General features: G+C 44.5%; 15 protein-coding genes and 1 riboswitch. Of the genes, 7 read left to right on the forward strand and 8 right to left on the reverse strand.

What is annotated here, in order from left to right; translation table 11 throughout:
- Positions 1–90 precede the first annotated feature (90 nt).
- The 8 genes from AB5443_RS09465 to AB5443_RS09500 all read right to left on the reverse strand — a co-directional run bounded on the left by AB5443_RS09465 (position 91) and on the right by AB5443_RS09500 (position 12,442).
- Positions 91–1,470, reverse strand: coding sequence for a tryptophanase (locus tag AB5443_RS09465; RefSeq protein WP_277133759.1), 1,380 nt, complete (start codon positions 1,468–1,470; stop codon positions 91–93).
- A gap of 366 nt (positions 1,471–1,836) precedes the next feature.
- Positions 1,837–3,270: an MAC/perforin domain-containing protein gene (locus AB5443_RS09470; protein ID WP_022136810.1), complete on the reverse strand. Its 1,434-nt coding sequence runs from the start codon at positions 3,268–3,270 to the stop codon at positions 1,837–1,839.
- A gap of 53 nt (positions 3,271–3,323) precedes the next feature.
- On the reverse strand, positions 3,324–4,067 hold the full coding sequence (locus AB5443_RS09475; RefSeq protein ID WP_277133756.1) for a DUF4465 domain-containing protein: 744 nt from the start codon (positions 4,065–4,067) through the stop codon (positions 3,324–3,326).
- A gap of 34 nt (positions 4,068–4,101) precedes the next feature.
- Positions 4,102–6,084, reverse strand: a complete 1,983-nt coding sequence (locus AB5443_RS09480; RefSeq protein WP_277133754.1) for a YncE family protein — start codon at positions 6,082–6,084, stop codon at positions 4,102–4,104.
- Between the two features lie 9 nt (positions 6,085–6,093).
- Positions 6,094–8,136 carry a TonB-dependent siderophore receptor gene (locus AB5443_RS09485; protein WP_283139994.1) on the reverse strand — a complete coding sequence of 681 codons (2,043 nt, stop codon included), beginning with the start codon at positions 8,134–8,136 and terminating at the stop codon, positions 6,094–6,096.
- A 184-nt stretch (positions 8,137–8,320) separates the two neighbouring features.
- Positions 8,321–8,530: riboswitch (cobalamin riboswitch) on the reverse strand.
- A gap of 314 nt (positions 8,531–8,844) precedes the next feature.
- Positions 8,845–9,789, reverse strand: coding sequence for a DUF5106 domain-containing protein (locus AB5443_RS09490; RefSeq protein WP_073343192.1), 945 nt, complete (start codon positions 9,787–9,789; stop codon positions 8,845–8,847).
- Positions 9,790–9,961: 172 nt separating this feature from the next.
- Positions 9,962–11,743 carry an ATP-binding protein gene (locus tag AB5443_RS09495; RefSeq protein ID WP_044653993.1) on the reverse strand — a complete coding sequence of 594 codons (1,782 nt, stop codon included), beginning with the start codon at positions 11,741–11,743 and terminating at the stop codon, positions 9,962–9,964.
- Between the two features lie 9 nt (positions 11,744–11,752).
- Positions 11,753–12,442 carry a response regulator transcription factor gene (locus AB5443_RS09500; protein WP_195408146.1) on the reverse strand — a complete coding sequence of 230 codons (690 nt, stop codon included), beginning with the start codon at positions 12,440–12,442 and terminating at the stop codon, positions 11,753–11,755.
- Positions 12,443–12,725: 283 nt separating this feature from the next.
- Between AB5443_RS09500 and AB5443_RS09505 the strand changes: the two genes are divergently transcribed.
- The 7 genes from AB5443_RS09505 (at position 12,726) to AB5443_RS09535 (ending at position 24,620) form a co-directional block, all read left to right on the forward strand.
- Complete coding sequence (locus AB5443_RS09505) at positions 12,726–13,919, forward strand: hypothetical protein (RefSeq protein ID WP_044653995.1); 1,194 nt, start codon at positions 12,726–12,728, stop codon at positions 13,917–13,919.
- 50 nt (positions 13,920–13,969) lie between these two features.
- Positions 13,970–14,776, forward strand: a complete 807-nt coding sequence (locus AB5443_RS09510; protein WP_022139671.1) for a DUF3805 domain-containing protein — start codon at positions 13,970–13,972, stop codon at positions 14,774–14,776.
- A 27-nt stretch (positions 14,777–14,803) separates the two neighbouring features.
- Positions 14,804–16,672, forward strand: coding sequence for an ABC-F family ATP-binding cassette domain-containing protein (locus AB5443_RS09515; RefSeq protein WP_022139670.1), 1,869 nt, complete (start codon positions 14,804–14,806; stop codon positions 16,670–16,672).
- A gap of 33 nt (positions 16,673–16,705) precedes the next feature.
- Complete coding sequence (locus AB5443_RS09520; RefSeq protein WP_368114031.1) at positions 16,706–17,545, forward strand: histidinol-phosphatase; 840 nt, start codon at positions 16,706–16,708, stop codon at positions 17,543–17,545.
- A gap of 261 nt (positions 17,546–17,806) precedes the next feature.
- Positions 17,807–20,089, forward strand: coding sequence for a glycoside hydrolase family 95-like protein (locus AB5443_RS09525; RefSeq protein WP_022139668.1), 2,283 nt, complete (start codon positions 17,807–17,809; stop codon positions 20,087–20,089).
- 5 nt (positions 20,090–20,094) lie between these two features.
- On the forward strand, positions 20,095–21,984 hold the full coding sequence (locus tag AB5443_RS09530; protein WP_368114030.1) for an alpha-L-fucosidase: 1,890 nt from the start codon (positions 20,095–20,097) through the stop codon (positions 21,982–21,984).
- 23 nt (positions 21,985–22,007) lie between these two features.
- A complete protein-coding gene (locus AB5443_RS09535; protein ID WP_368114029.1) occupies positions 22,008–24,620 on the forward strand; it encodes a glycoside hydrolase family 3 N-terminal domain-containing protein in 2,613 nt (870 codons plus the stop codon).
- The last annotated feature ends 10 nt before the right edge of the window (positions 24,621–24,630 follow it).

The raw sequence follows: 24,630 nt of genomic DNA on the forward strand, positions 1-24,630 counted from the left end.
GGAAGAACTTTTGTTTATACGGACAATTGTTGACGGAGATAACTTTCCCTGCTTATATGGGCTTTCCTTGTTTACACGGACTTTTCCTGTTTATACTGACAACCTTTCTAGCTGGACTGTGAAATGTCGCATCAACGGAGCTTCCCAAGCGATACGTACTCCGCGGGTAATGCTTTCCCTACGTTCATATACATTTTTGAGGGCGGCGGCTATTACGTTCATATGATTGTCAGTGTACACTCTGCGGGGGATGGCAAGACGCAGTAAATCGAGTCCGTTGAATCGGTTTTCATGAGTAACCGGGTCACGGTCGGCAAGAATATAGCCGATTTCGCATCCACGGATACCGGCTTCCAGATAGAGCTCAACAGTCAGTGTCTGTGCCGGAAATTCTTCCTTGGGTACGTGTGTCAGCACTTTGGGCGCATCGATGAAAATGGCATGACCGCCGGCAGGACGCTGATAGGGGATTCCGTATTCATCCAGTTTCTTTGCCAGGTATTCCACTTGCTTGATACGTGTTTCGAGATTATCGAATTCGGTATTTTCATCCAGTCCGATGGCAAGTGCGTTCATATCCCTGCCGTTCATTCCGCCATAAGTGAGATACCCTTCGTATTGTACACAGAAACCTTTTGCGCCTTCATACCAGTCTTCACGTCGTGTTGCAATGAATCCGCCCATATTGACGATTCCGTCTTTCTTGGCGCTCATTGTCATGCCGTCGGCAAGGGCAAACATCTCTCGCGTAATTTCTTTAATGGATTTATCCCGATAACCTTCTTCACGCATTTTGATGAAGTAAGCATTTTCAGCAAAGCGCGCAGAGTCGAAAAGTACCGGTTTGCCGTATTTATCAGCGATGGCGCGTACTTCGCGTAAGTTCTGCATAGATACAGGCTGTCCGCCGGCTGTGTTGTTGGTAATGGTTACGATGATAAAAGGGATGCGTTCGGCGTATTGAGTCAGAGCTTTCTGTAATTTGTCAGGGTCTACATTTCCTTTGAAGGGGAGTTCTAGCTGTGTCTGCTTGGCGGCATCAATGGTGCAGTCTAACGCGATAGCATGGCGTCCTTCGATATGTCCTTTAGTAGTATCGAAATGTGAGTTGCCGGGTACGATGTCTCCTTCGTGCACCAAATAGGAGAAAAGGACATTTTCTGCGGCACGTCCCTGGTGAGTCGGAATGATATATTCAAATCCGGTCAGTTTCGTAATCATCTCTTTCAGTTTGAAGAAAGATGTCGCACCGGCATAACTTTCATCACCGAGCATCATTCCCGCCCACTGGCGGTCGCTCATTGCTCCTGTTCCTGAGTCGGTGATAAGGTCTATATAAACTTGTTCCGCTTTGAGTTGGAAGACGTTGTAATGTGCTTCTTTAATCCATTGTTCGCGTTCTGCACGAGTGCTTTTCCGGATGGGTTCTACCATCTTTATTTTCCATGATTCAGCAAAAGGTAATTCCATTGTTGTATATTTAAGTGTTTTGTTCGACGAATGTAGCTAATGTTAATGAAATAAACAAGTGTTTCATATTCTATTGTTAGTGTGTGGAGTAGACAGTATTTTGAGAAAAATAGTGAAGGTGTAGGGAGAATAACCTATTATCTTAATTCTAGATAGTTAAGGCTTAGAATATTAAATCTGTTTTTATGGTATGGTCTATTGATTTAATTATATGGTCGAGCGTTTACAATCTATAAACCGAGTAATGAAAAATAGAATCAAATTGATTTATTGGAATAATACAAAAGTATATGTTTCTCTCATGCATAAACTTTTGTATTATAAGTTAGCAAATACCCCTAGGTATATGTTTAATATGTAGTAATTTTATTTCTTAAGCAGCATCCAGTAAAAGGTGCTATTATTTATCTCATTATAGAATTTAAGATCATAAGATGATAGATATTGATTATTTGCTAAGTTTTTAATTGTAAAATATTTATCGTCGATGAAGTCTATCTTCCATTGTTGGGTTTTATTATTTTTATTAGGCGTATATCTAAGAGTGTTGTCTAAATAGTCATTATCTCTTCTTTTAAATTTCACGTAATTGTCTTCTAGTTGCAAAGTGAAAGGGCAGGTGAATTTAATTGCTGGTGGACCTGTGTGAAATAAACTTATAGGGATAAGACTTGATGGTTTTATAGGGTTTTCTGATAATATACCTGCTTCTATATTGTTGTTATAGAGAATTCCTTTGGGAGACATAAGTAAACTTTCCATTTCATAATTGTATTCTTTAAGTTGTAAAGCAAGTTCTATACTTTTTTTCTTACCTGGGTCATCTATGAATTCACTGAGTAAATAGATTTTTGTATCTGGATTACCTATTCCTATGAGTGATTCGGTTTCAGTAGAGACACTATTAATCCAACCTGTATAATCAAAAGATACATTGTCCAATTTTCCATTAGGATCTTGGCTTATTATTGAAGTTACAGTTTGGGAACCACCTTGTGTTTTGATATAAATATTTACATTGTTAAAACTGTTGAATAAATTGCTGTCATAGTGAACATTTGCCGTGATTGATGACATTAAGAAATTAGATGATGCTTTGAATTCTTGAACTTGTGTTGCTGATGTACTTGTATATTTACCTGTGTAAAATGCGGAAAATTTGCCTCCTAATAGTATATCAGTCATAACATGTGTACCATATTTTTCAACTAACTCTTTACCTGATAAACTTTTTAAATCGGATAAAAATATATCTGTGAAAAAATATTTAAGTCTTGATGGTGTTGTGTATGGTAGGGTTAGCCTTCGTGTCATTTTGAGTGCATCAACTCTGTAAAAAGCGTTTCTTTCTTCTTTAGTTCCTCCTGAATTTATTGTTGCTTCTAGATCTAATGAAAATAATTTTAAAATTTTGTCTCCGATATTCGCAGTGGCATGTATATTGAGATTTTCTGTTAATGTATATATTGATGATCCGTATGCTGTTTTTGTTTCTGTCTTACCGTGTAATATGGATGTTTCAATATCTGCAGGAGTAAATATAACTTCTTGTCCAGTGATAGGATCCCGTCCTAGTCCTTTTTGAAGTCGTTCTAAATCTATTACTTTGGCTTTTGCATATAAAGGGTCTTGGAAATCAGAATAGAAACAGTTGTAACCATAACCTAATAAATCGTAATTACCATCTCCAGCACTCCTTGTTACAGGAGTGCTTTCTTTTAATTGGTCAATGATAAGTTCTTCGTCTGTACATGACAGTATCAAACAAGATAACAATGAAAATGTAATCAATTTGTTCATAAGCTTAATTGTTTTGTTTATATGAATAAGTTTGAATATATATCTGTAAGAAATCATTTTTCAATAAGTGTAAGATCATCAATACAGAAATATTTGCCTGTCCTCATTCCATTTTCATCATCAGAGTCAGACGAATTTGCAGTAAGAGTTATTTTCGAGGCTGCTTGTAAATCTGTTAAATCAAACCATATCCATGTATTAATAGGCTCGTCTGTGTTACTCTTATAATCAGCAAGCTTGATAGCAGCTTCGGCTATCTTGTCTCCTTTATCGTTGTAGCCTGTTGCAGTAACTTCATACCAACTTCCTTTCTTGAAAGCTGTCGCCCAGCCATCGCCTTCTGTCATTCCAATGTAGGCATTTTTGCTATTAGTTATCCATAGGCCTTTAATTGTATATTGAGAATTAATAATTGATAGAGTGGCGGGGGTGAAATTGTCACTATAAACTCCCATATACACTTTTCCTGTTTTTACACTTCCACAATTGGGTTGGCAATCTGATATATGGTTGGTTTTGTTGGTATAAGTAAAACCTGCAAAGCTATATCCTTGTCCCCAATCATTGTAATAATGGTCAAAAGTTACATAGTTTTGTGGGTCATTGAATGTATCTTTAAAATAAAATTCCGGTTTCTCGGTACTAGTTGAGATAAATTCACTTTCTGCCTCAGTTAGTAGGCTTTCGAAACTAATGACAACTTCTTTTTTATCACCATCTTTTGTTTCATCGTCACTATCACTACATCCGCAAAAAGCGAACACAGATACTAATAAGAATAAAGATAACTTTTTCATGTTTTTGCTCTAATTTTAATTATTAATTGTTTGATTATTTTTCGTAATGTAAGTTCTCTACAGTGACGACTTCGGTAGATATTTCTCCTGTCCAGCCTATGTCTTGATTGACGGCAGTATAGATTTTTACGAAGTCTATTTTGTCTAATAACACAGGTTGTCCGTTTTGGTCTACTGCCCAGTCTATTTTAAATTGACAGTATTCGGTTTTGTTGGGATGATTATCTGCATATCCCCAAGGGTAACAATAGCCTACCCAAACATTGCCTTCTTCCACAGCATTGTCTTTTAGACGTGTCCCATGGAAAGTTATTTCGTCTTCTTCTATCCAGTTAGGATAATAAGAGTCCTGTTGATGGAATGTATTACGCTTAATCAATCCTTCTTTTCCTTGGTTGTCTGTCCAACGCACATCGCCATTGACCGGTTGAGGACGATAATAGGTGATTTCGTAATTACGTATTTCTGTATCTTTTCCGTACTCACTACCTGCCAACTCATACCATTCATCGTCAGGTATCCCATTATTGTTTATATCTTTTGAGACTAGTACAATTCCTGGTTCAGCATTTCCGCCAAGTGCTCCTGTACCTGTGTTCTTGTTGTATGTAGCATTTCCCCATATCTTGAAGTCATATTTTCCTTTGATGTTAGGGATAGGCTGTGGGAATCCTAGTATAATATAACCACCGAATCCACCTAGAGAAATAACAGATTTCTTCTTGACCTTTTCTGTGGCACGTTCTAAAATTTGTTCGGTAGTAAATCCATTTTCATAAGCCGACGTACTCGTATTGATAAACTGTCCGGGAGCCGGTTTGTACTCCCATACTTTATTGGCGAAAGCCAATGAATTTTCAGTTTCTTCGGTATTACCATCAATATCACTTTGTGAAGCTTTGTCGCTAAATACAATCGTGTTAGGATTCAGTCCGATATTATTCAGACGGAATTGTAGTTGTCCTTGTTGGTTGAAACAGAGCAAATCTCCATATATGGTATAATCATAAGCATCTGTGATATAAACGTTACCACTGTAAGGGTTCACATTGATACCGTAAGGAGTATCAATGCTTGTTCCATCCGTAATGAAATTCTCACGAACGGTTTTTCCTGTTTTCAGATTGAATGTCTTGATAGAAGATGTTTGCGTACTATAATTGTAATTGTATAGATAGGCTATTTCTCCGTCAATGGCAAAGTTTTGTACTTTCTCATTGTAGTGAGTTACTTCATTTGTTTGACAGTCTATTTTGGCAAAGTTGTAATTTCCGGCTTCCACATCTTCTCCGCGGGTTGCTACATAAACGGTTGTTCCATCCGTACCGGCTACTATTTTACCAGGATTCGATCCTACTGTAATTTTATTAATCTCTTTGAATGTAGCAATATCGACGACAGATACAGTATTGTCTACGCCTGAACCGGATGCATGATCCAAGCCACCGGAATTGGAAATATATAACTTTCCGTTTTGTACACAAATTCCGTCGGGATTACGTCCTACTGATGCGACGCCATCTATAGTGAGGGAAGTTGTATCTATTCGTGTCACTGTTCCATCGTATGAACATACATAGGCTTTTTCTTTATGGAAAGCAATGTATCTTGGCTCTCGTGAACTTCCGTTTTCAGCCTGTATTTGAATTTGCTTCAAAGAGTTTCCTGTACGGAAATCTACTACTTCTACTGTACTGGAAACATTGACAATGACATATATCTTGCCGCCATAAATAGCTAAATCATTTGCCGTATCTCCCAATCCCCGATGATTGATTGTATTAAAATAGTTGCGTACCATTCTCTGGTTGCCAAAAGAGAAACGCATCAATGAACTGTTGTTCTGATTGAATAGTCCTTCACACAGCACATAGAGTTCGGCCGTATCCGTTTCGGTCGGGTCACCCGCAATATCCGAGGTAAAAGGCTTGTCTTCCATATCATCACAAGCTGTGAATAATAATAGTAGCGGCAGACAGAACCAAAATATATATGTTAATTTCTTTTTCAAATCCATATCCTGCTTTTAGTATATTATTTTTAGCGTTGCTCTTACCGAACGTCCCGGCATCGGAAAGTATCGTACTATCTCATAATTCTTATCCATCAGGTTCAGTACTTCCACACTGAGCGAACTTGTAACTTTTCTTATCTGGAAGTCGCGGCTTGCCGAGATACTGTGGTCACTGTAACTATCCAGTCGGTTTGCTGCGATGTTCTGTCCCACTGTATAGCGTTTTCCCGAATAAAGGAATGAGTAAGACATATTTATCCATGGAGTTTCGATTCCTGCCTGCCCTGAAGCTGAAACACGGGGAGTATAGGCTATCTGATGTTTATAAGTCGACTTATCCTTATTCGAATCAGGGTCAGTGACATCCAACGCCCGTTGATATGTATAATTACCGGACAGGTTGATGCGTATTTTCTCCCAAGGTTGAAGAGACAAGTTTCCTGTGACGTCGATACCTTTAATATCTACACTTCCCAAGTTTCTCATACTCCAAATTGCAAGGTTCTTGGTGGGATAGGCGATTATTTTATCCGTTACTTTGTTATAGTATGCATCAACGGTTGCAGAAAGATAAGGAAGGAATGAGCATACATTCTTGCTGTATGTCAGACCGATATTATATTGCTTCGCATTCTCAGGCTTTAGTTTGGTGTTTCCTACTTCCTGATAGTATAAGTCATTGAAGCTAGGCAGACGGAAAATGTCTTTATAGAAGAAACGGATACGGAACTCTTCGTTACGGAACGGCTTGAATGAAGCGCTGACATAAGGCGTTAATTTGCGGTGATTGCCGGCGCTGCCGCCCTCTTTCACATCTTCATTGATGATGGTTGCCAGGGCGGATGCGGAGATTGTCAGCCAGTCATTCACGTACTTTCCGGCAAAAGCGGTCAGCCATGAGTAGCGGGTGGGTTGCGCAAAATTAGCAAGATTAGTATCCATGGTATTGATACTTCCATCTGTAGAAAGAGAGAATGAAAGATTACTCAGCAATCTGTATAATACCGATGCTGAAAGATAATATTCCTGCTGATAATAGCTGTTCTCCGTTTTCCCTAAAGAGTTTTTAGTGTCGGGGTCTAAATAGCGTTGATAACTCCAGTTCCACTTGGCGGAAGTTTGGAATACCCATTGCCGGCTGAACTCTTTCTTGTATTGGCTTTGTACGAATGTATTCTTGTCCCAAAGATGCTGCGCAGAGTAGTCGTTATAAAGTGTAGTAGCTTTCGGCAGTCCCCGTGAAGATTGGAAGTAATAAGCTTTCAACCGCCATTGCTTTTTGTCGGAGAAGTTGCCGTAAAGTCCGGCTTCGGCACGAAAAGTCTGCACATCGGTATTTTTTCTTTTCTCCCGTGACGTCAGGTCGTCTGCTGTATTTCCGTAGTGCAGGCTATATGGATATTGTCCGTCCGAAGACATCCATTCGCCATTGGCTGTGACTGTCCATTTTGGGGTGAGTTGCTGCTCTATCAGGACGGACGGATTAACCAGTCCCCACGAACCGGTCTTGAAGGCGGCACTGATATTCGTGCGCTTTCCTTTTTTGAAACGGGGAGTGAGTGTCTGTATATTCAGTATTCCTGCGGAAGCAAAGAAACGTGCCGGTTGGAAGATATTGTCGCTCTGGCCGTTACTGAGTGATAGTTGGTCTACATTGTCAAGAGAGAAACGACCGATGTCTATCTGTCCGGTTTGACAGTCGGTTACGGTGATTCCGTCATAACCTACGGCTGTATGCTGTGCTCCCAGGCTACGTATGGATACGGTTTTCAGTCCGCCGATACCACCGTAATCTTTCACGGTCACTCCGGCAAAGTGCTTTACTGCGTCGGAAACCTGCAAAGCGTGCAGATTCTTCAGTGCATCTTTGGATAGTACCTGCAACGGAGCGCTGGAGCGTACTTCTCTTGTTTGATAAATATCGGAAACGGTTATTTCGGGGATGGAGTAGGTATGCGTTGTATCCACTTTTTGCTGTTGCGCGAAAAGTGTTGCGGATAAAAGTTGGCAGCAGAATGCCGCGCAGATGCTTTTGTATGACATGATATGTTTCATCCTTATCCTACTAGTCTATTTTTTACTTTTAAAAAGTGTCCGGGCGAAATCCCTTCGACCGGACACGCATAAATAAACTTGGCAGAGTTTATTAATTAAAACACACTTTCTCTGAATCAGAGTGATGAATGAAATGATAGACGAATTGTCCGGGTCATTAGACTCAACGCTTTTTCCTCGAAAGCAGTGAAATTGGGTGCATGGCAGGTCTTCTGACTCGTTCCTGTTGCGGGCGCCTTCCCGGAAGTTTCTTTCCAGTGGCTAAAAGTAGGTTGCTCGCAACGAACATATGGAACTTACAGCAGCGGGACTGTTCAGGATTTACACCTGATTCCCTTTTAATCGCTTTCCTCGTGTGTTTTGAGGTCTGCAAACCAATGCGTGGCAAAGATAGGGAGTTTATTTGGCTTTTGCAAAGGGGGCGTTCTTTTTCTTTCGTCTTGATACGAAAGAAAAAGAACCAAAAAGAAAGAATCAAGGCTGCGTTTTTTCAGCTACTCCGGTGTTTCCTCCGGCTAAAGGGCAGAAACTCGCTACGCTCAAACAGTCTGCCCTTCTTGACGCCGGAGAAAACACCTGCGCTTGACGCTGAAAAAACGGGGCCGGGAAACCATGCGGCGTGGGCATGTGCGGTGGGGCATGCGTTACGGCGTGGGCACGTGGTGTGTGGGCGTGTGCTACGGCATGGATGTGCGGTGTGGAAGCTGTTTATTGTTCGCCTTTCATTAGCAGGTATTCTTCGATGGCTTGGACAGGAGCATCCTTCAGAAGTACCGTTTTATCCTTGTTCAATAGGTAGAGGGTGGGGATGGCTTTCAGGTCATACAGTTGTTGTTCTTTGATGATGAATTTCTTGTCGTACCCGTTAATCCATTCTTTGGGGAATTCGTTTAGATGCTTTTTCCACTCATCCAGTTCTTCGTCGGGGTAGATGGAAAGGACTATCAACTTCTTTTGTGCTAAAAGCTGGTTGATGATGGGGGAGTTTTTTAATGCGTCTATTGTTTCTGTACAGGCATGGCATCCGGGGTTGTTGATGAATAATAATGTATAGTCTGCTTTTTGTTGGTAAAGAGAGCCTTGTGTGCCGGAAGCTAGTGTGTAGTTGAAATCCAGCGCTTTGGTGCCGATACGGTTCTTCTGTGCTAATTCGCGACGGGCTTTGGGGCGCACCTTTTCTATTTCTTCCAATATGGGAGAGGCTAGCATTGCGTCTAATACGGGAATGTAGAATTCTTCATTACGCATTGGGGAGTTAGGGTCATACAGATATTTGTCTGCCAGGTCGGTGATGTAAGTGAATACTTTCTTGTCTACATTTGTCCGTTCGATTGTTTTCCGCATCGCTTCCTGTGCAGTTTCCAACGGAACATGATTCAGAATGTCACAATAGTCCGCCCAGGCTTGTTCGGTAACTTCGGGGTGGTGAATGTAGTTGGTGTCGGCAAAGTTCACATTATCCCAATAATGCTTGACAAGGAAGTCGGCACGTTGATCCGGTGCTGTCATCATTGCGGGGATGGATGGCAGGGCAAAGGTCTTGATAGTATCCTGCGCTACTTCGTTTTTGTTTAAGCCGGAAGCATTACCGTTTTTGCAGGCACAGAGACAAAGAAGACATACAATCGGAAGAATATTTATGTTCGTTTTCATGATTGACTATTATTATATTGAACTTCTATGAATTACATGGAAGACAAAGATAATGCCTTTTCATCTTATTCAAAGAATTTTTCTTCCTTTTCTTCTCTGACCTCTTTTTTGTTTTCTTTCCTGTTTCTTTTCAAAGAACCTTTTTTATTAAACCCTTACTTTTTGAAAAACTTTACTTCTCCTTTGCCAATGTAAATACAAATTCCAGTCCACCACCCTGACTGTTTTTGGCAGAGATGCTGCCGCCATGAATGATAACCGCATTCTTCACGATAGCCAGTCCGAGTCCTGTTCCGCCTAACTTTCGTGAGCGGCCTTTGTCTACCCTGTAGAAGCGTTCGAAGAGACGGTTCAGATGTTCGGGTGACACACCTACGCCCGTATCGGCAAAACTGAAATAGTAGTAGCTTTCATCTTCACGGAAGCAGTTGATATTAATCTGAATGTTTGTGCCCGCATATGCAATGGCATTGTCCATCAGATTACGGAAAATAGAATAAATCAGAGAATAATTTCCTTTGACTTGTATGCTTTTCTTTAAGGAATTAACCACTGTGATATGCTTCTCGTCCAGTTCCAGTGCTACTTCGTTGATGATGTTTCCTACCAGTACGCTGATGTCCACACGCTCCATATCAATCATGTTGGCGGCTTCATCCATGCGGGTAAGCACAGAAATGTCACGCAATAACCGGCTCAAACGATTGCTTTGCGCATAACAACGTTCAAGGAACACATTAATCTTCTCACGTGGAATGTTTTCATTGCTGACAATAGTCTCCAAATATCCCTGAATACTGCTGACGGGCGTTTTCAACTCATGCGCAATATTCTGCGTCAACTGACGTTTCAGATTCACCTGTTCTTCTTCCTGGGTGACGTCATTGATTGAAATCTCGAAGCTCGCATCCTGGAAGATGATACATTCGACGATAAACGTGCGTCCGTTCTTGTTGATGGTGATGGACATTCTTTTCTCATCCTTACTTCTCGAACGTTGTTGCCGGTTCTTGTTGATAAAATGTATGATATCTTTCAATTCACTGATGGCGAAAACCTCTTCCGTTGTCTCCAGATTGGAGTCCGAAATCAGATTGCTGTATTGGGTAAAGAGATTATTGACAAGAATTTCCTTCTTATCCTTCGTAAATACTCCCAGTCCTTCATGTGAAATCTGAAGATGGGTAATCAGCTTTTCACGTTCGATGTAAAGGGCTTCTTTCGTCTCGTGCAGGCGTTTGTAGATTTGGATGATATGCTGTGAGATTTCTCCCAGTTCATTGTGTGGAAAAGCCGATTGTATGGCCATTTCGATAGGCTCGTTCCGGTCGGCACGCATGGCAAACTCACGGAGTTGGCTGATAGAAGTCCCTAACTTATTCGTGAACTTGTAGAAGATAATCATTAACAGCGAAGTCACGATAACCGTAAACCATAAGTAATGTCGGTCGGCTTTCAGGTTATTGATAAGACTTACATTATAAGGTAGAGCCGAACGGACAATATAGTCCTTATAACGTGTCGCCGAATAGAAATAAGGGACACCGGTTGTTTCCGAGGTACGGCGCACATCAAATCCGTTGCCATGCTTCAGCGCTTTCTGAACTTCCGGACGGTTCAGATGGTTTTCCATCTGTTCGTCATGGTTCGGATAACTGTCGTAAATCACATTTCCATTCATGTCGATAAGCGTCACACGCAGATCTTCTAGGATATGATTATTGATATAATCGTTGACAGCCGCATTGTCAAGCGGTTGTGAGTCCAGTCGTTCGTAAAGCCGGCTGTTGTAATCTTGCAACTTCGTGTTCAGCAGTTCTATTTTATATTCCCGTTCACGTTGGTACTGATAGGCTATGAAGCAGATGACGAATACCAAAAATAACGAGATAACCGAAAGGAATAGCTTCCGGCTGAAAGAAAGGAAATGTTTTTGAGTTACAGGCAGGTTCATAGTTGCTAATTATTCGGCTTCAAAACAGTATCCGTATCCGAGGCGAGTGACGATGCATTTGCCGTAAATCCCTATCTTCTTGCGCAAACGGGTGATATTCACGTCGATAGTACGGTCTAGTACATACACTTCGTCGCTCCAGATACGTGCCAGAATATCTTCACGTGAGAATACACGTCCCTTATTCTGTACCAGCAGAAGCAATATTTCAAATTCTTTTTTAGTCAATGATACTTCTTCATCGTCGATGCTCGCCTTTTTTTTCGTGATGTCGATGACAAGCGTCTGATAAGTAAGTCGTTCCGGCGCTCTTTCCGTTTCCGCAGTAGCCGTACGCCTTAGCACAGCCTTCACACGCGCAATGACTTCACGCAGTGAGAAAGGCTTCGATATATAATCGTCCGCACCCAGGTTAAATCCGGTTACCGTATCGTTCTCAGTATCCTTTGCCGTGATAAAGATGATAGGCACTTTGGCCGTTTTCTTGTCTTTCTTCAGTATGTTCGCCATCTTGAATCCGGAGATTTCTCCCATCATCACATCGAGGAGAATTAAATGATAGCTGCTGATGTCCATCTTCAATGCTTCCTCGGCAGAGTTTGCTGTATCCACCTCATAACCTTCGTTTTCAAGATTGAATTTCAGAATCTCACAGAGGTCTTCTTCATCGTCGACAACTAAAATGCGGGTTTCGTTCATAAGATATATGTATTAATGTGATATGACAAAGTTACGTTTTTATTTTAACCTTTGCAAAGATGAGAAGACTTTGTTACGGACAGATGAAACAGGTGTTACAATCCTATTACATTCCCCGAATTGGGGAATTTGGTACAGAACAGGAAACTTTTTATGGATGGCAGGAGGAAAAAACGCCCGTTATTTGTTATCTTTGTTAGCGAGATAGGATAAAAATGCTTGATGATAGCATAGAAATATTTGATAATAGCATAGAAATGCTTGATAATAGAAACTACCGACAATGATAAAAATTGACTTGAAACGGCGGAGACGCGAAGTGATAGGTGCAGTGATTGTACTGTTGCTCCTGCTTGGCGGTGTGTCCGTCTTTAAATATACTTCCTTCAATACAGGTTTTGAGATAGCAGACGATTTGGGCGGGAATATTTTCCCCTCGGCTATTATGTCCGTAGCCACTACCGATGCGCAGGTTATCATTCCGTCGGATTCCACCTATTTGGGAAATCCGAAATCCTGCATTGCCATCCGGCTGAAATCAAAGACCGCATATAGCCGTGTACGGATCGAAGTGGCAGAAACGCCTTTCTTTTCCCGTTCCGTTTCCGAGTTCGTCCTGAACAAACCGCGAACGGAATATACCATTTATCCTGATATTATCTGGAATTACGAAGCATTGAAGAATAACGCGCAGGCAGAGCCGGTGAGCGTTGCCGTAACCGTTGAGATGAACGGGAAAGACTTGGGTCAGCGTGTGCGCACATTCTCCGTTCGTAGCATCAATGAATGTCTGTTGGGGTATGTGGCGAACGGAACGAAGTTTCATGACACAAGCATCTTTTTTGCCGCCTATGTCAATGAGGAGAATCCGATGATCGACCAGTTACTCCGTGAAGCGCTGAACACTCGCATAGTTAACCGCTTCTTAGGTTATCAGAGCAAGGCTAAAGGAGCGGTGGACAAGCAAGTATATGCCCTTTGGAACATTTTGCAGAAGCGCAAATTCCGTTATAGTTCCGTCTCCAATACCAGTCTTTCGAGTAATGTAGTCTTCTCGCAGCGTGTCCGCACCTTTGACGACGCACTGGAATCCTCGCAAATCAACTGTGTGGATGGTAGCGTACTGTTCGCCTCGCTGCTTCGCGCCATAAATATCGACCCGATTTTAGTACGTACTCCGGGACATATGTTTGTGGGATACTATACCGACAATTCGCATACCGATAAGAACTTCCTGGAAACAACGATGATTGGCGACGTCGACTTGGACGACTTCTTTCCCGACGAGCAACTGGATTCCACGATGGTGGGTAAATCACAGAATGAAATGTCCCTGCTCACCTTCGAGAAATCCAAACAATACGCCAATAAGAAGTACAAGGAGAATGAAGAAGGTATCCATTCCGGCAAGCTGAATTATATGTTTTTGGAAATTTCCAAAGAGGTACGCAGGAAAATACAGCCGATAGGTAAATGATATTCGTATTTAATTCGTATTTTTGCCAAGTAATCATTTAATGAAAAAGGATGCAAGGCAAGAAATTTATCTCTCCCGGAGCATGGTTTTCTATGAACTATCCATCGGACTGGAATGAGTTTGAAGATGGCGAAGGCTCTTTTCTTTTCTATAATCCCGATGTATGGTCGGGCAATTTTCGTATTTCCGCATTTAAGGGAAAGGCTGGTTATGGCAAAGACGCCGTCCGGCAGGAACTGAAAGAGAACGAATCGGCTTCACTTGTGAAGGTCGGAACGTTGGAATGTGCGTATAGCAAAGAGATGTTCCAGGAAGAAGGAACCTATTATACTTCCCATGTATGGATTGCAGGCATTGACAATATTGCTTTCGAATGTTCCTTCACCGTTCCCAAAGGCGGAATCGTGAAAGAAGCCGAAGACATACTCTCTACTTTGGAAATACGCAAGGAAGGAGAGAAATACCCGGCTGAACTGATACCTGTCCGCCTTTCCGAAATCTATCAGATTAATGAAGGATACGAATGGGTTGTATCTACCGTAAAACAAGAACTGAAAAAAGACTTTCAGGGCATAGAAGAAGACCTGGAGAAACTTCAGCAAGTGATTGACAGCGGCAAGATTGGTTCGAAGAATAAAGAAGAATGGCTGGCTGTCGGCATCACGGTCTGCGCAATTCTCGCCAACGAAGTGGACGGCATGGAATGGAAAACGCTGGTCGACGGTAATCGCGAAGCCCCTGTTCTCCAATATAAAGACCATATCATCGACCCGATGAAACTGGCATGGAGCAAAGTAAAGGCAGGACAGCCCTGCAACGTCATTGAAGAGTATAAATCCGTGATTATTAATCACTAATCACTAACCCGTTAATCACTAATATACGTGGCAGTACCTTATTTACAGATAGATAACCTGACCAAGTCTTTCGGCGACTTGGTTCTTTTTGAAAATATATCTCTTGGCATTGCCGAAGGCCAACGCGTAGGATTAATAGCAAAGAACGGCAGCGGAAAAACCACCTTATTGAATATCATCGCCGGAAAGGAAGGCTACGATAGCGGAAGCATCGTTTTCCGCCGTGACCTTCGCGTGGATTATCTGGAACAAGACCCGCAATACCCCGAAGAACTGACCGTACTCGAAGCCTGCTTCCATCATGGCAACAGCACCGTAGAACTTATCAAGGAATATGAACGTTGCATGGAAACCGAAGGGCATCCGGGACTGGAAGACCTCTTGGCACGTATGGATCAGGAGAAAGCCTGGGAATATGAACAGAAAGCCAAACAAATCCTTTCTCAACTCAAAATCCGTAACTTCGACCAAAAAGTAAGCCAACTCTCCGGCGGACAGTTGAAACGTGTCGCCCTCGCCAACGCTCTGATTACTGAACCGGAACTCCTGATTCTCGACGAGCCCACCAACCACCTCGACCTTGATATGACCGAATGGCTCGAAGACTACCTGCGCCGTACCAACCTCAGCCTGCTGATGGTGACCCACGACCGCTACTTCCTCGACCGTGTATGTTCGGAAATCATCGAAATAGACAATCAGCAAGTTTACCAATATAAAGGTAATTACAGCTATTATCTTGAAAAACGCCAGGAACGTATCGAAGCTAAAAGCGTAGAAATAGAACGTGCCAACAACCTCTATCGCACGGAACTCGACTGGATGCGCCGGATGCCTCAGGCACGCGGTCACAAAGCCCGTTACCGTGAAGACGCTTTCTACGAACTGGAAAAGGTTGCGAAGCAGCGTTTCAACAACGATAACGTAAAACTGGAAGTAAAGGCATCCTATATCGGCAGCAAGATATTCGAAGCTGACCATCTGTACAAGAGTTTTGGTGATTTGAAAATTCTGGAAGACTTCTCTTATATCTTCTCCCGCTATGAGAAGATGGGAATCGTAGGAAACAACGGAACGGGAAAGTCTACTTTCATCAAAATACTAATGGGGCAAGTACAACCCGATAGCGGAACGGTGGATATCGGTGAAACAGTCCGTTTCGGCTATTACTCGCAAGACGGGCTCCAGTTTGACGAACAGATGAAAGTGATAGACGTCATTCAGGACATTGCCGAAGTCATCGAACTGGGCAACGGAAAGAAGCTGACCGCTTCCCAATTCCTGCAACATTTCCTGTTTACCCCCGAAACCCAGCATAGCTATGTCTACAAATTGAGTGGGGGAGAACGTCGCCGCCTTTACCTGTGCACCATCCTGATGCGCAACCCTAACTTCCTCGTACTGGACGAGCCTACCAACGACCTCGACATTATCACATTGAATGTGCTCGAAGAATATCTTCAGAACTTCAAGGGCTGTGTGATTGTCGTTTCCCACGACCGTTACTTTATGGATAAGGTAGTAGACCACTTGATGGTATTCAACGGACAGGGTGACATTCGTGATTTCCCCGGCAATTACAGCGACTACCGTGACTGGAAAGACGCGAAAGCCAAGGTAGAAAAAGAAGCAGAGAAGCCACAGGAAGAAAAGACAGCCCGTGTCCGCCTGAACGACAAGCGGAAAATGAGCTTCAAGGAAAAACGCGAGTTCGAACAACTGGAAAAGGAAATTGCCGACTTGGAAGCGGAAAAAGTCCGGATCGAAGAACTCCTTTGCAGCGGTACGCTCTCTGTTGACGAACTGACCGAGAAGTCGAAACGTCTGCCCGAAGTGAACGACTTGATTGATGAGAAAACAATGCGTTGGCTGGAACTCAGCGAAATAGAAGGCTGATTTGTGACAATAATCCCGATAACATAACCTTGTATGACAAACCTTACTAACTATCATAGCCATTGTCTCTATTGCGACGGACGAGCCAACATGGAAGATTTCATCCGTTTTGCCATCAGCGAAGGCTTTACTTCCTATGGCATCTCTTCCCATGCCCCGCTGTCGTTTCCTACTGCATGGACAATGGAATGGGACAGAATGGAAGATTACCTTTCCGAATTCGCCCGTCTCAAAAGGAAATACGCGGATAAGATAGAGCTTGCCATCGGCCTTGAAATAGATTACCTGAACGAAGACAGCAACCCCGCTTCCCCCCGTTTTCGTGAATTGCCGCTCGATTACCGGATAGGCTCCGTACATATGCTATATTCCCCGGAAGGAAAAATTGTGGACATTGATACTCCGGCAGATACTTTCCGTCAGTTAATAGACAAGCATTTTGACGGTGACTTGGATTCCGTTGTCCGCCTTTATTATAAGAACCTGCTTCGTATGGTCGAACTGGGCGGATTCGATATTGTCGGCCATGCGGACAAGATGCATTACAATGCTTCCTGCTACCGTCCCGGATTACTGGACGAACCGTGGTACGACATTTTAGTCCGCGATTATTTCGCAGCGATAGCCCGTTGTGGATATATTGTCGAAATCAACACCAAGGCTTATCACGAATTAGGCACTTTCTATCCCAATGAGCGTTATTTCACTTTGTTGAAAGACTTAGGTATCCGTGTGCAAGTGAACAGTGACGCCCACTATCCCGAAAGAATAAATAATGCCCGTCCCGAAGGACTGGAAGCTTTGAAGAAAGCGGGCTTCACGTCGGTGGTGGAGTGGCACGGCGGAAAGTGGGAAGACAAGGAAATTCTGTAAATAACATATAACAAAAAGAGCGCAGCCGTTTCGAGTAATGACTTGAGACGGCTGCCCTCTTTTTATGCCCGGTGCTTATGAGATACACATTGTGTACAGATGGCTGTACTTGAGGTACAATTTCCCGCCCATATCCCGAATACAGCACTATTTGTATTGTATGTGTACGTTGAAAGTACGTAAAGTGCATACTGGTATTGATAGCTTGTCGCATCTTTGCAATGTCGAGATAAAAGAATTTTTATGAAACCCCAATAACATATGAAAGCAGTATATTTTTTACAGATGATTGTAGTTGCAGGATTGTTTTGTTCCTGTAAGCAGAGCGTGGAAAAAGCCGAGTCGTTCCCTTTTTGTCACAGTCTCACTTTCGACAAACTTCCTGAAGTATGGGATGAGGCTGTTCCGCTGGGAAACGGGCTGACCGGTGCATTGATATGGCAGAAGGAAGGACGTTTGCGCATTGCCATTGACCGTGCGGATTTATGGGATTTGCGTCCGGTAGAGCAGTTTGCCTCTCCCGATTATACCTATAAGTTTGTTTGCGACCAGGTGATTGAGAAGAAGGATATCACTCCTGTCTATAAACTGATTGATGAACGGACAAGATACGATTCCGCACCGACGAAGATACCTGCCGGAGCCATCGAACTGAATACGGCTTCTTTGGGTAAAGTCACGAATGTAAAACTTGATTTGGCTTCCGCTGTCTGTACCATAGAATGGGAGAGAGGTACCAAAGCCCGTATTTTTGTTCCTGCCAATGAGAAAGGCGGACGTTTTCAGTTTGAGAACCTGTCCGATACACTCCCCGTCCGCCTGGTTACGCCGCTGTATGAAGAAAACGGAGAGGTACTGGACTATCAGCCGGGAGTGAATAAACTGACCTCTTTAGGATATAAGTTGGGCAAAGTGGAAGAAATAACCCCTACTTCCTTGCTGTACCGCCAGCAAGGATGGGGAGACATTTCTTATGAAATAGCTGTGGACTGGGAGATGATGCCCGGCAAAAAGATGGAAGGAAAATATTGTGTTACTTCCACCGGAACGTGGTATTCGGAGAACGAAGGGGCACTGGACTGCATCAGCCGCTACATGAACGATGACTTTGAGAACAGCCTGGCCGGGCACGAAGAATGGTGGAAAGGATACTGGAAGAAATCGGGCATACATATACCGGACACCCTGTTGGAAAAGCAATGGTATCTTGAAATGTATAAGTTTGCTGCCGCTTCCCGCAAAGGAGCGCCCCCTATCTGCCTGCAAGCAGTGTGGACTGCCGATAACGGGCAAACCCCACCGTGGCGGGGAGACTTCCATAACGACCTGAACACGCAGTTAAGCTACTGGCCGGGATATGCATCCAACCACCTGGAAGAGTCATCCGTTTTCACCGACTGGCTATGGCGGATAAAAGACAATTCGGAGAAGTTCACCCGCAAATTCTACGGTGTGGAAGGGATGAACGTAGCCTGCATCGCCACGTTGACCGGAGAACCTATCGGCGGATGGAACCAGTATGCCAATTCTCCTACTGCTGCCGGCTGGCTTGTGCACCATTTCTATTTGCAATGGAAATATAGTATGGATACGGACTTTCTTTCCCAAAGAGCTTACCCGTGGGTGAAAGAGGTAGCCCGTTATTTTGAAAACGTTTCCGTCAGGGACAAGAAAGGCATGCGGAAGCTGCCGCTTTCCTCGTCACCGGAAATTAATGATAACCGGATAGACGCCTGGTTTCAGGAAACCACCAATTACGACCTTGCCAATATCCGCCTTGCCTATATGGTAGCGGAAGAAATGGCGGACACGCTCGGATTCAAGGACGAAGCCATACACTGGAAGAAGCAGTTGACCGAATGGCCCGATTTCGCGAAGAATGAAAGCGGCTTGCTGATTGCTCCGGGAACCCCCTTGACCGAATCCCACCGCCACTTCTCCCATTTGCTGGCTTTCCATCCCTTCGGCATCATTGATGCCAGTCAGGGCAACGGGAGCATCGACCTGATTCTCCGCTCCATTAAAAACATCGAACAGTTGGGGCCGGACTATTGGACTGGATATACTTATGCATGGCTTGCCAACCTGAAAACCCGTGTATTTGACGGAGACGAAGCCTTGCGCAACCTGCATATCTTTATCAAAGCCTTTTGCGGGCCGAACAGTTTCCATCTGAACGGCGACCAGTTGAAGGCGGGCTTTTCACAATTTACCTATCGCCCGTTCACGCTGGAAGGAAATTTTGCCTGTGCCGCTGCCATTCAGGAAATGTTGCTGCAAAGCCATACCGGAGTAATTAGGGTATTCCCCGCCATGCCTACCAAATGGCAGGATGCATCTTTCTGCAACCTGCGGGCGATGGGAGCATTCCTGGTGACCGCCTCTTACGAAAAAGGCAAGGTAAGCTCCATCACCATCGAATCGGAAAAAGGCGGAATGATGAAACTGCTCAATCCTTTCTTGGGAAGGGTAACGGAGAAACAAATGAAACCGGGTGAAAAGTTACTATTTACAATCAGCTCTCCTATGGGGAAGAAAATATAATCAGAATGAGAAACATGAAAACACACTTTTGCAGTATTATCCTGGCAGCAGCATTGTCTGCAAGTACACTATCCTGCTTTGCGCAGCAACAGCCGGAACCGAAGACCGGACTGTCGGCAATGGTTCCCGATAAAGGGGAACTTGATAAAAGGATGCGATGGTTCGACAATGCCCGTTTCGGCATGTTCATTCACTGGGGAGTTTATTCTCCTCTGGGATGTTCATGGAACGGGAAACGCTATAACGGATACGGCGAACACATACAGCGTATGGCGCGGATTCCTGTCGAAGTATATAAGAAAGAAGTGGCAGGCAGATTCAATCCCGAAGAATTCGATGCGGAAGAATGGATACGTATAGCCAAGGAGACAGGCATGGGATACTTTATCATCACTTCCAAGCACCATGACGGATTTGCCATGTATGACTCGAAGGTGAGTGATTACAATATTGTGAAAGCTACTCCGTTCGGTCGTGACCCGATGAAGGAACTTCGGGATGCCTGCCGCAAAGCCGGAATAAAATTCGGCTTTTACTATTCTCACGCATTCGATTGGGGCGAGAAGGACGGAGTAGGCAACGACTGGGATTATGACAATCCGGGTGGAGACAAACTGCTGGGCGGACGCAACTGGTGGGAAACCCGTAAGGAATTCCTGCCCGTCGCCCGTAAATATGTAGATGAAAAGGCGATTCCTCAGATACGCGAACTAATCGCTAATTATGACCCCGATATTATGTGGTACGATACTCCCCATAAACTCCCGATGGAAGAATGTATCCGTATCGTGAGAGCCACCCGTGAAGCCAGTCCCGGCATTATCATCAATGGTCGTGCCATCTCGGGATTCGACCGGTATGATTATTACAATACCAGTGACTGCCCGTATGAATTCAGCAACTATGGAGACATCTATTGGGAAGGCATTCCTACTACCAACAACTCATATGCCTACAATGAGAATGACAATGAATACAAACCCGCTTCCTTCTTCATAAAATTGCTTGTCAAAGCCGCCGCCCGTAACGGCAATATTCTGATGAACATCGGGCCGATGGGAAACGGAAAGTTCAGTTCGCCGGACAAGACGATATTAAAAGGAATTGCCGACTGGTGGAAAGTGAACGGCGAATCTTCTATCAGGGGAACGAAAGCCACCCCGCTTGCAGTCCAGTCGTGGGGAGAGACTACCCGGAAAGGCAATAAGCTCTATCTGCACGTATTCGACTGGCCCGAAGACGGAAAGTTGTGTGTCGGCGGGTTGCTTACAGATGTGAAGCGCGCCTGTCTCCTGGGCAATCCTCAAAAGAACCTGAAATGTGTCCGTTCCGGGAAAGACCTATGGGTGGACGTGCCGTTGAATTGCCCGGATACGGTCAATACGGTTATCGTCTTGGAATGTACGTCGGAGCTTAAAGCAGACCCCCGCCGCCGTATTTCCGCCACCCAACCGGTGGATTACTTGCGTACATTTGATGCCCGTCTGGAAGGTAATGCCCGCTATGGTGGTGAGGAAGTCGAGGCGCAGTGTGTGCAGAATATGACGCAGAAAGGAGATGCGGTGGTATGGTCTGTCCGTCTGGATAAGCCGATGACTTATGAAGTGGGCATCGCCTACGTCGCTCCTGCTCCTAAATATAAAGATGAACTGGTGGAAGGTGATGCCGGAAAAGAAGTGCGTAAGGCAAGCATGGGAGCAGCCGGAGTATATTCGATTACATTAGGCGGCAAAAAGCTGACAAAGAAAGTCAGTAACGGAGCGAATGTGACCGAAACGGTAGGTACGGTCACATTGCCTGCCGGAGAGTACGATATACGTATCGAACCGGAATCCGTTACCGCTGTAGAATTATTCCGCCCCCGTTATATTTCATTGAAACCGTTGAAAAACTGACACTAACTTGTAATAGAAAACAGATGAAACACTATATCAAATACCCGTTGTTAGTATTGTTATTGTTCTTATTCCCTTTTTTGGTTGCAAGGGGACAGGCATATCCTTATAAGAATGCCTCTCTGCCCGTTGGCGAAAGAGTGGAAGACCTGTTGCGCCGGATGACGCTCGAAGAGAAAATAGCCCAAATCCGCCACATACATTCCTGGAATATATTCGATGGACAGACGTTGGACGAAAAGAAGCTCTCCGCCTTTTCCGGGAATATCGGTTGGGGATTTGTAGAAGGTTTCCCGTTGACAGGGGAGAATTGCAGCAAGAATATGCGGCTCATACAGAAGTATATGATAGAGCACACCCGGCTGGGAATTCCTGTATTTACCGTAGCGGAGTCCCTGCATGGCTCCGCCCACGAAGGTTCCACTATATATCCTCAGAATATAGCGTTGGGAAGTACCTTCAATCCGACGCTGGCTTATCAAAAGGCAGCTTCTACGTCCCGTGACCTTCATGCGCAGGGGATGCGTCAGGTATTGGCTCCCTGCATTGATGTAGTCCGCGATTTGCGTTGGGGACGGGTGGAAGAATCCTATGGGGAAGACCCTTTCCTTTGCGGGGTATTCGCCCGTGCGGAGACAAGCGGTTATCTGGATAATGGCATTTCTCCGATGCTGAAGCATTTCGGCCCTCATGGCAATCCGTTGGGCGGGCTGAACCTCGCGTCCGTGGAATGTGGGGTGAGAGACTTGCACGATGTCTATCTGAAACCCTTTGAAATGGTAGTTACCCGGTTGCCTGTCATGGCTGTGATGTCCACCTACAACTCTTGGAACCGTGTCCCCAACTCCGCTTCCCGCTATCTGCTGACCGATATTCTGCGGAAGCAATGGGGCTTTAAAGGATATGTCTATTCCGACTGGGGCGCGATTGAGATGTTGCAGAACTTTCATCATACAGCCGGCAGTCCGGCAGAGTGTGCCGTGCAGTCCATCAGTGCGGGACTGGACGTAGAGGCTTCCAGCGAATGTTATCCCTATCTGAAAGAACTGATTGAAAAGGGGCAAATGGATATAAGCGTGATTGATGAGGCGGTGCGCCGGGTGCTTGCTGCCAAGTTTGCGGCAGGCTTGTTTGAAGACCCGTATGGAGAGAAGTTCGGCAAACAGGAAATGCATGATGCGGAAAGCGTCGCCTTGTCCCGCAAGATAGCGGATGAATCTACCGTATTGCTGAAAAACGAAACCGGATTATTGCCGTTGAATATCGACCGGATTCGTTCGATTGCAGTCATCGGGCCGAATGCCGCGCAGGTGCAGTTCGGTGATTACACATGGAGCCGGAACAATAAGGATGGCGTCACTCCGTTGGAAGGGATAAAGCGTCTGGTGGGTGACAAGGCTACCGTCCGTTATGCCCGTGGATGCAGTATGATGTCCAAAGATACTTCGGCTATTTCCGAAGCGGTGGAGATTGCTTCCCAAAGTGATGTCGCCCTGCTCTTCTGCGGCAGTTCCAGTGCATCGCTGGCGCGTGATTATAACCAGGTGAATTGCGGGGAAGGCTTTGACCTGCACGACCTTCAACTGACGGGAGCGCAGAGCGAGCTTATCCGTGCGGTCTACGAAACAGGAAAACCGGTAGTGTTGGTACTTGTGGCAGGAAAGCCCTTTTGCATCCCCTGGGAAAAAGAACATATTCCCGCCATTCTTGCACAATGGTATGCAGGAGAACAGGCGGGCAACTCCATAGCCGATATTCTTTTCGGGAAAGTGAATCCGTCGGGAAAACTGGCTTTCTCCTTTCCCCAGAGCGTAGGGCATCTGCCGGCTTATTACAACCATTTGCCTTCCGACAAAGGCTTTTATAAGAAGCCGGGCAGTTATGAAGCGCCCGGCAGGGATTACGTCTTTTCGTCTCCCGCATCTTTGTGGACGTTCGGACATGGGTTGAGTTATACCACTTTTTCTTTGGAGAAGATGACGGCCGCTTTGGAACATGATTCCATCCGCGTAAAGGTACAAATCCGGAATACAGGAAATAGAACAGGGAAAGAAGTTGTTCAGCTTTATGTGCGTGACCAAGTAAGTTCAGTTGTGACCCCCATAAAACAACTGCGCGCATTTATGAAAGTTGAATTGCAACCGGGGGAGAGTAGGGAAGGCGTTCTCAGTTTCCCGGTTGCCGAACTTTCCCTTACCTTGGAAGATGGTAGGAGACTGATAGAACCCGGTGCGTTTGAACTGCAATTGGGAACCGCTTCCGACCGTATCTTACTAAAGCAGACTATTCATATCGGAGCAAACGGACAACTTGTCGGAGCAGACGGACAACCCGTTTCCACCTCGGACAATCTTCGGGCATCTTCCGTAAGCAAATCCGCGGCAGCCGGAAAAGAGATAACCGTAAGTGGCACTGTCAGAGATGTGCAGGCTACATTGATAGACGGTGTTTCCATCCATTCAAAAACTTCCGGACGTGAACTGGGACGAACCGATTCAAAAGGGAGATACAAGGTACGTGTATCCGCAAGCGACATTCTGGTCTTTGAAAAGAAAGGATACCTGAAACTGGAAGTACCCGTAAATAACCATACTTCCCTGAACGTGAAGATGACTTATGGTGAGAATAACATGTAACAACCAATAA

It is taken from the genome of Bacteroides sp. RTP21281st1_H5_RTP21281_210402, from assembly GCF_040918965.1.
Lineage (GTDB): Bacteria > Bacteroidota > Bacteroidia > Bacteroidales > Bacteroidaceae > Bacteroides > Bacteroides congonensis.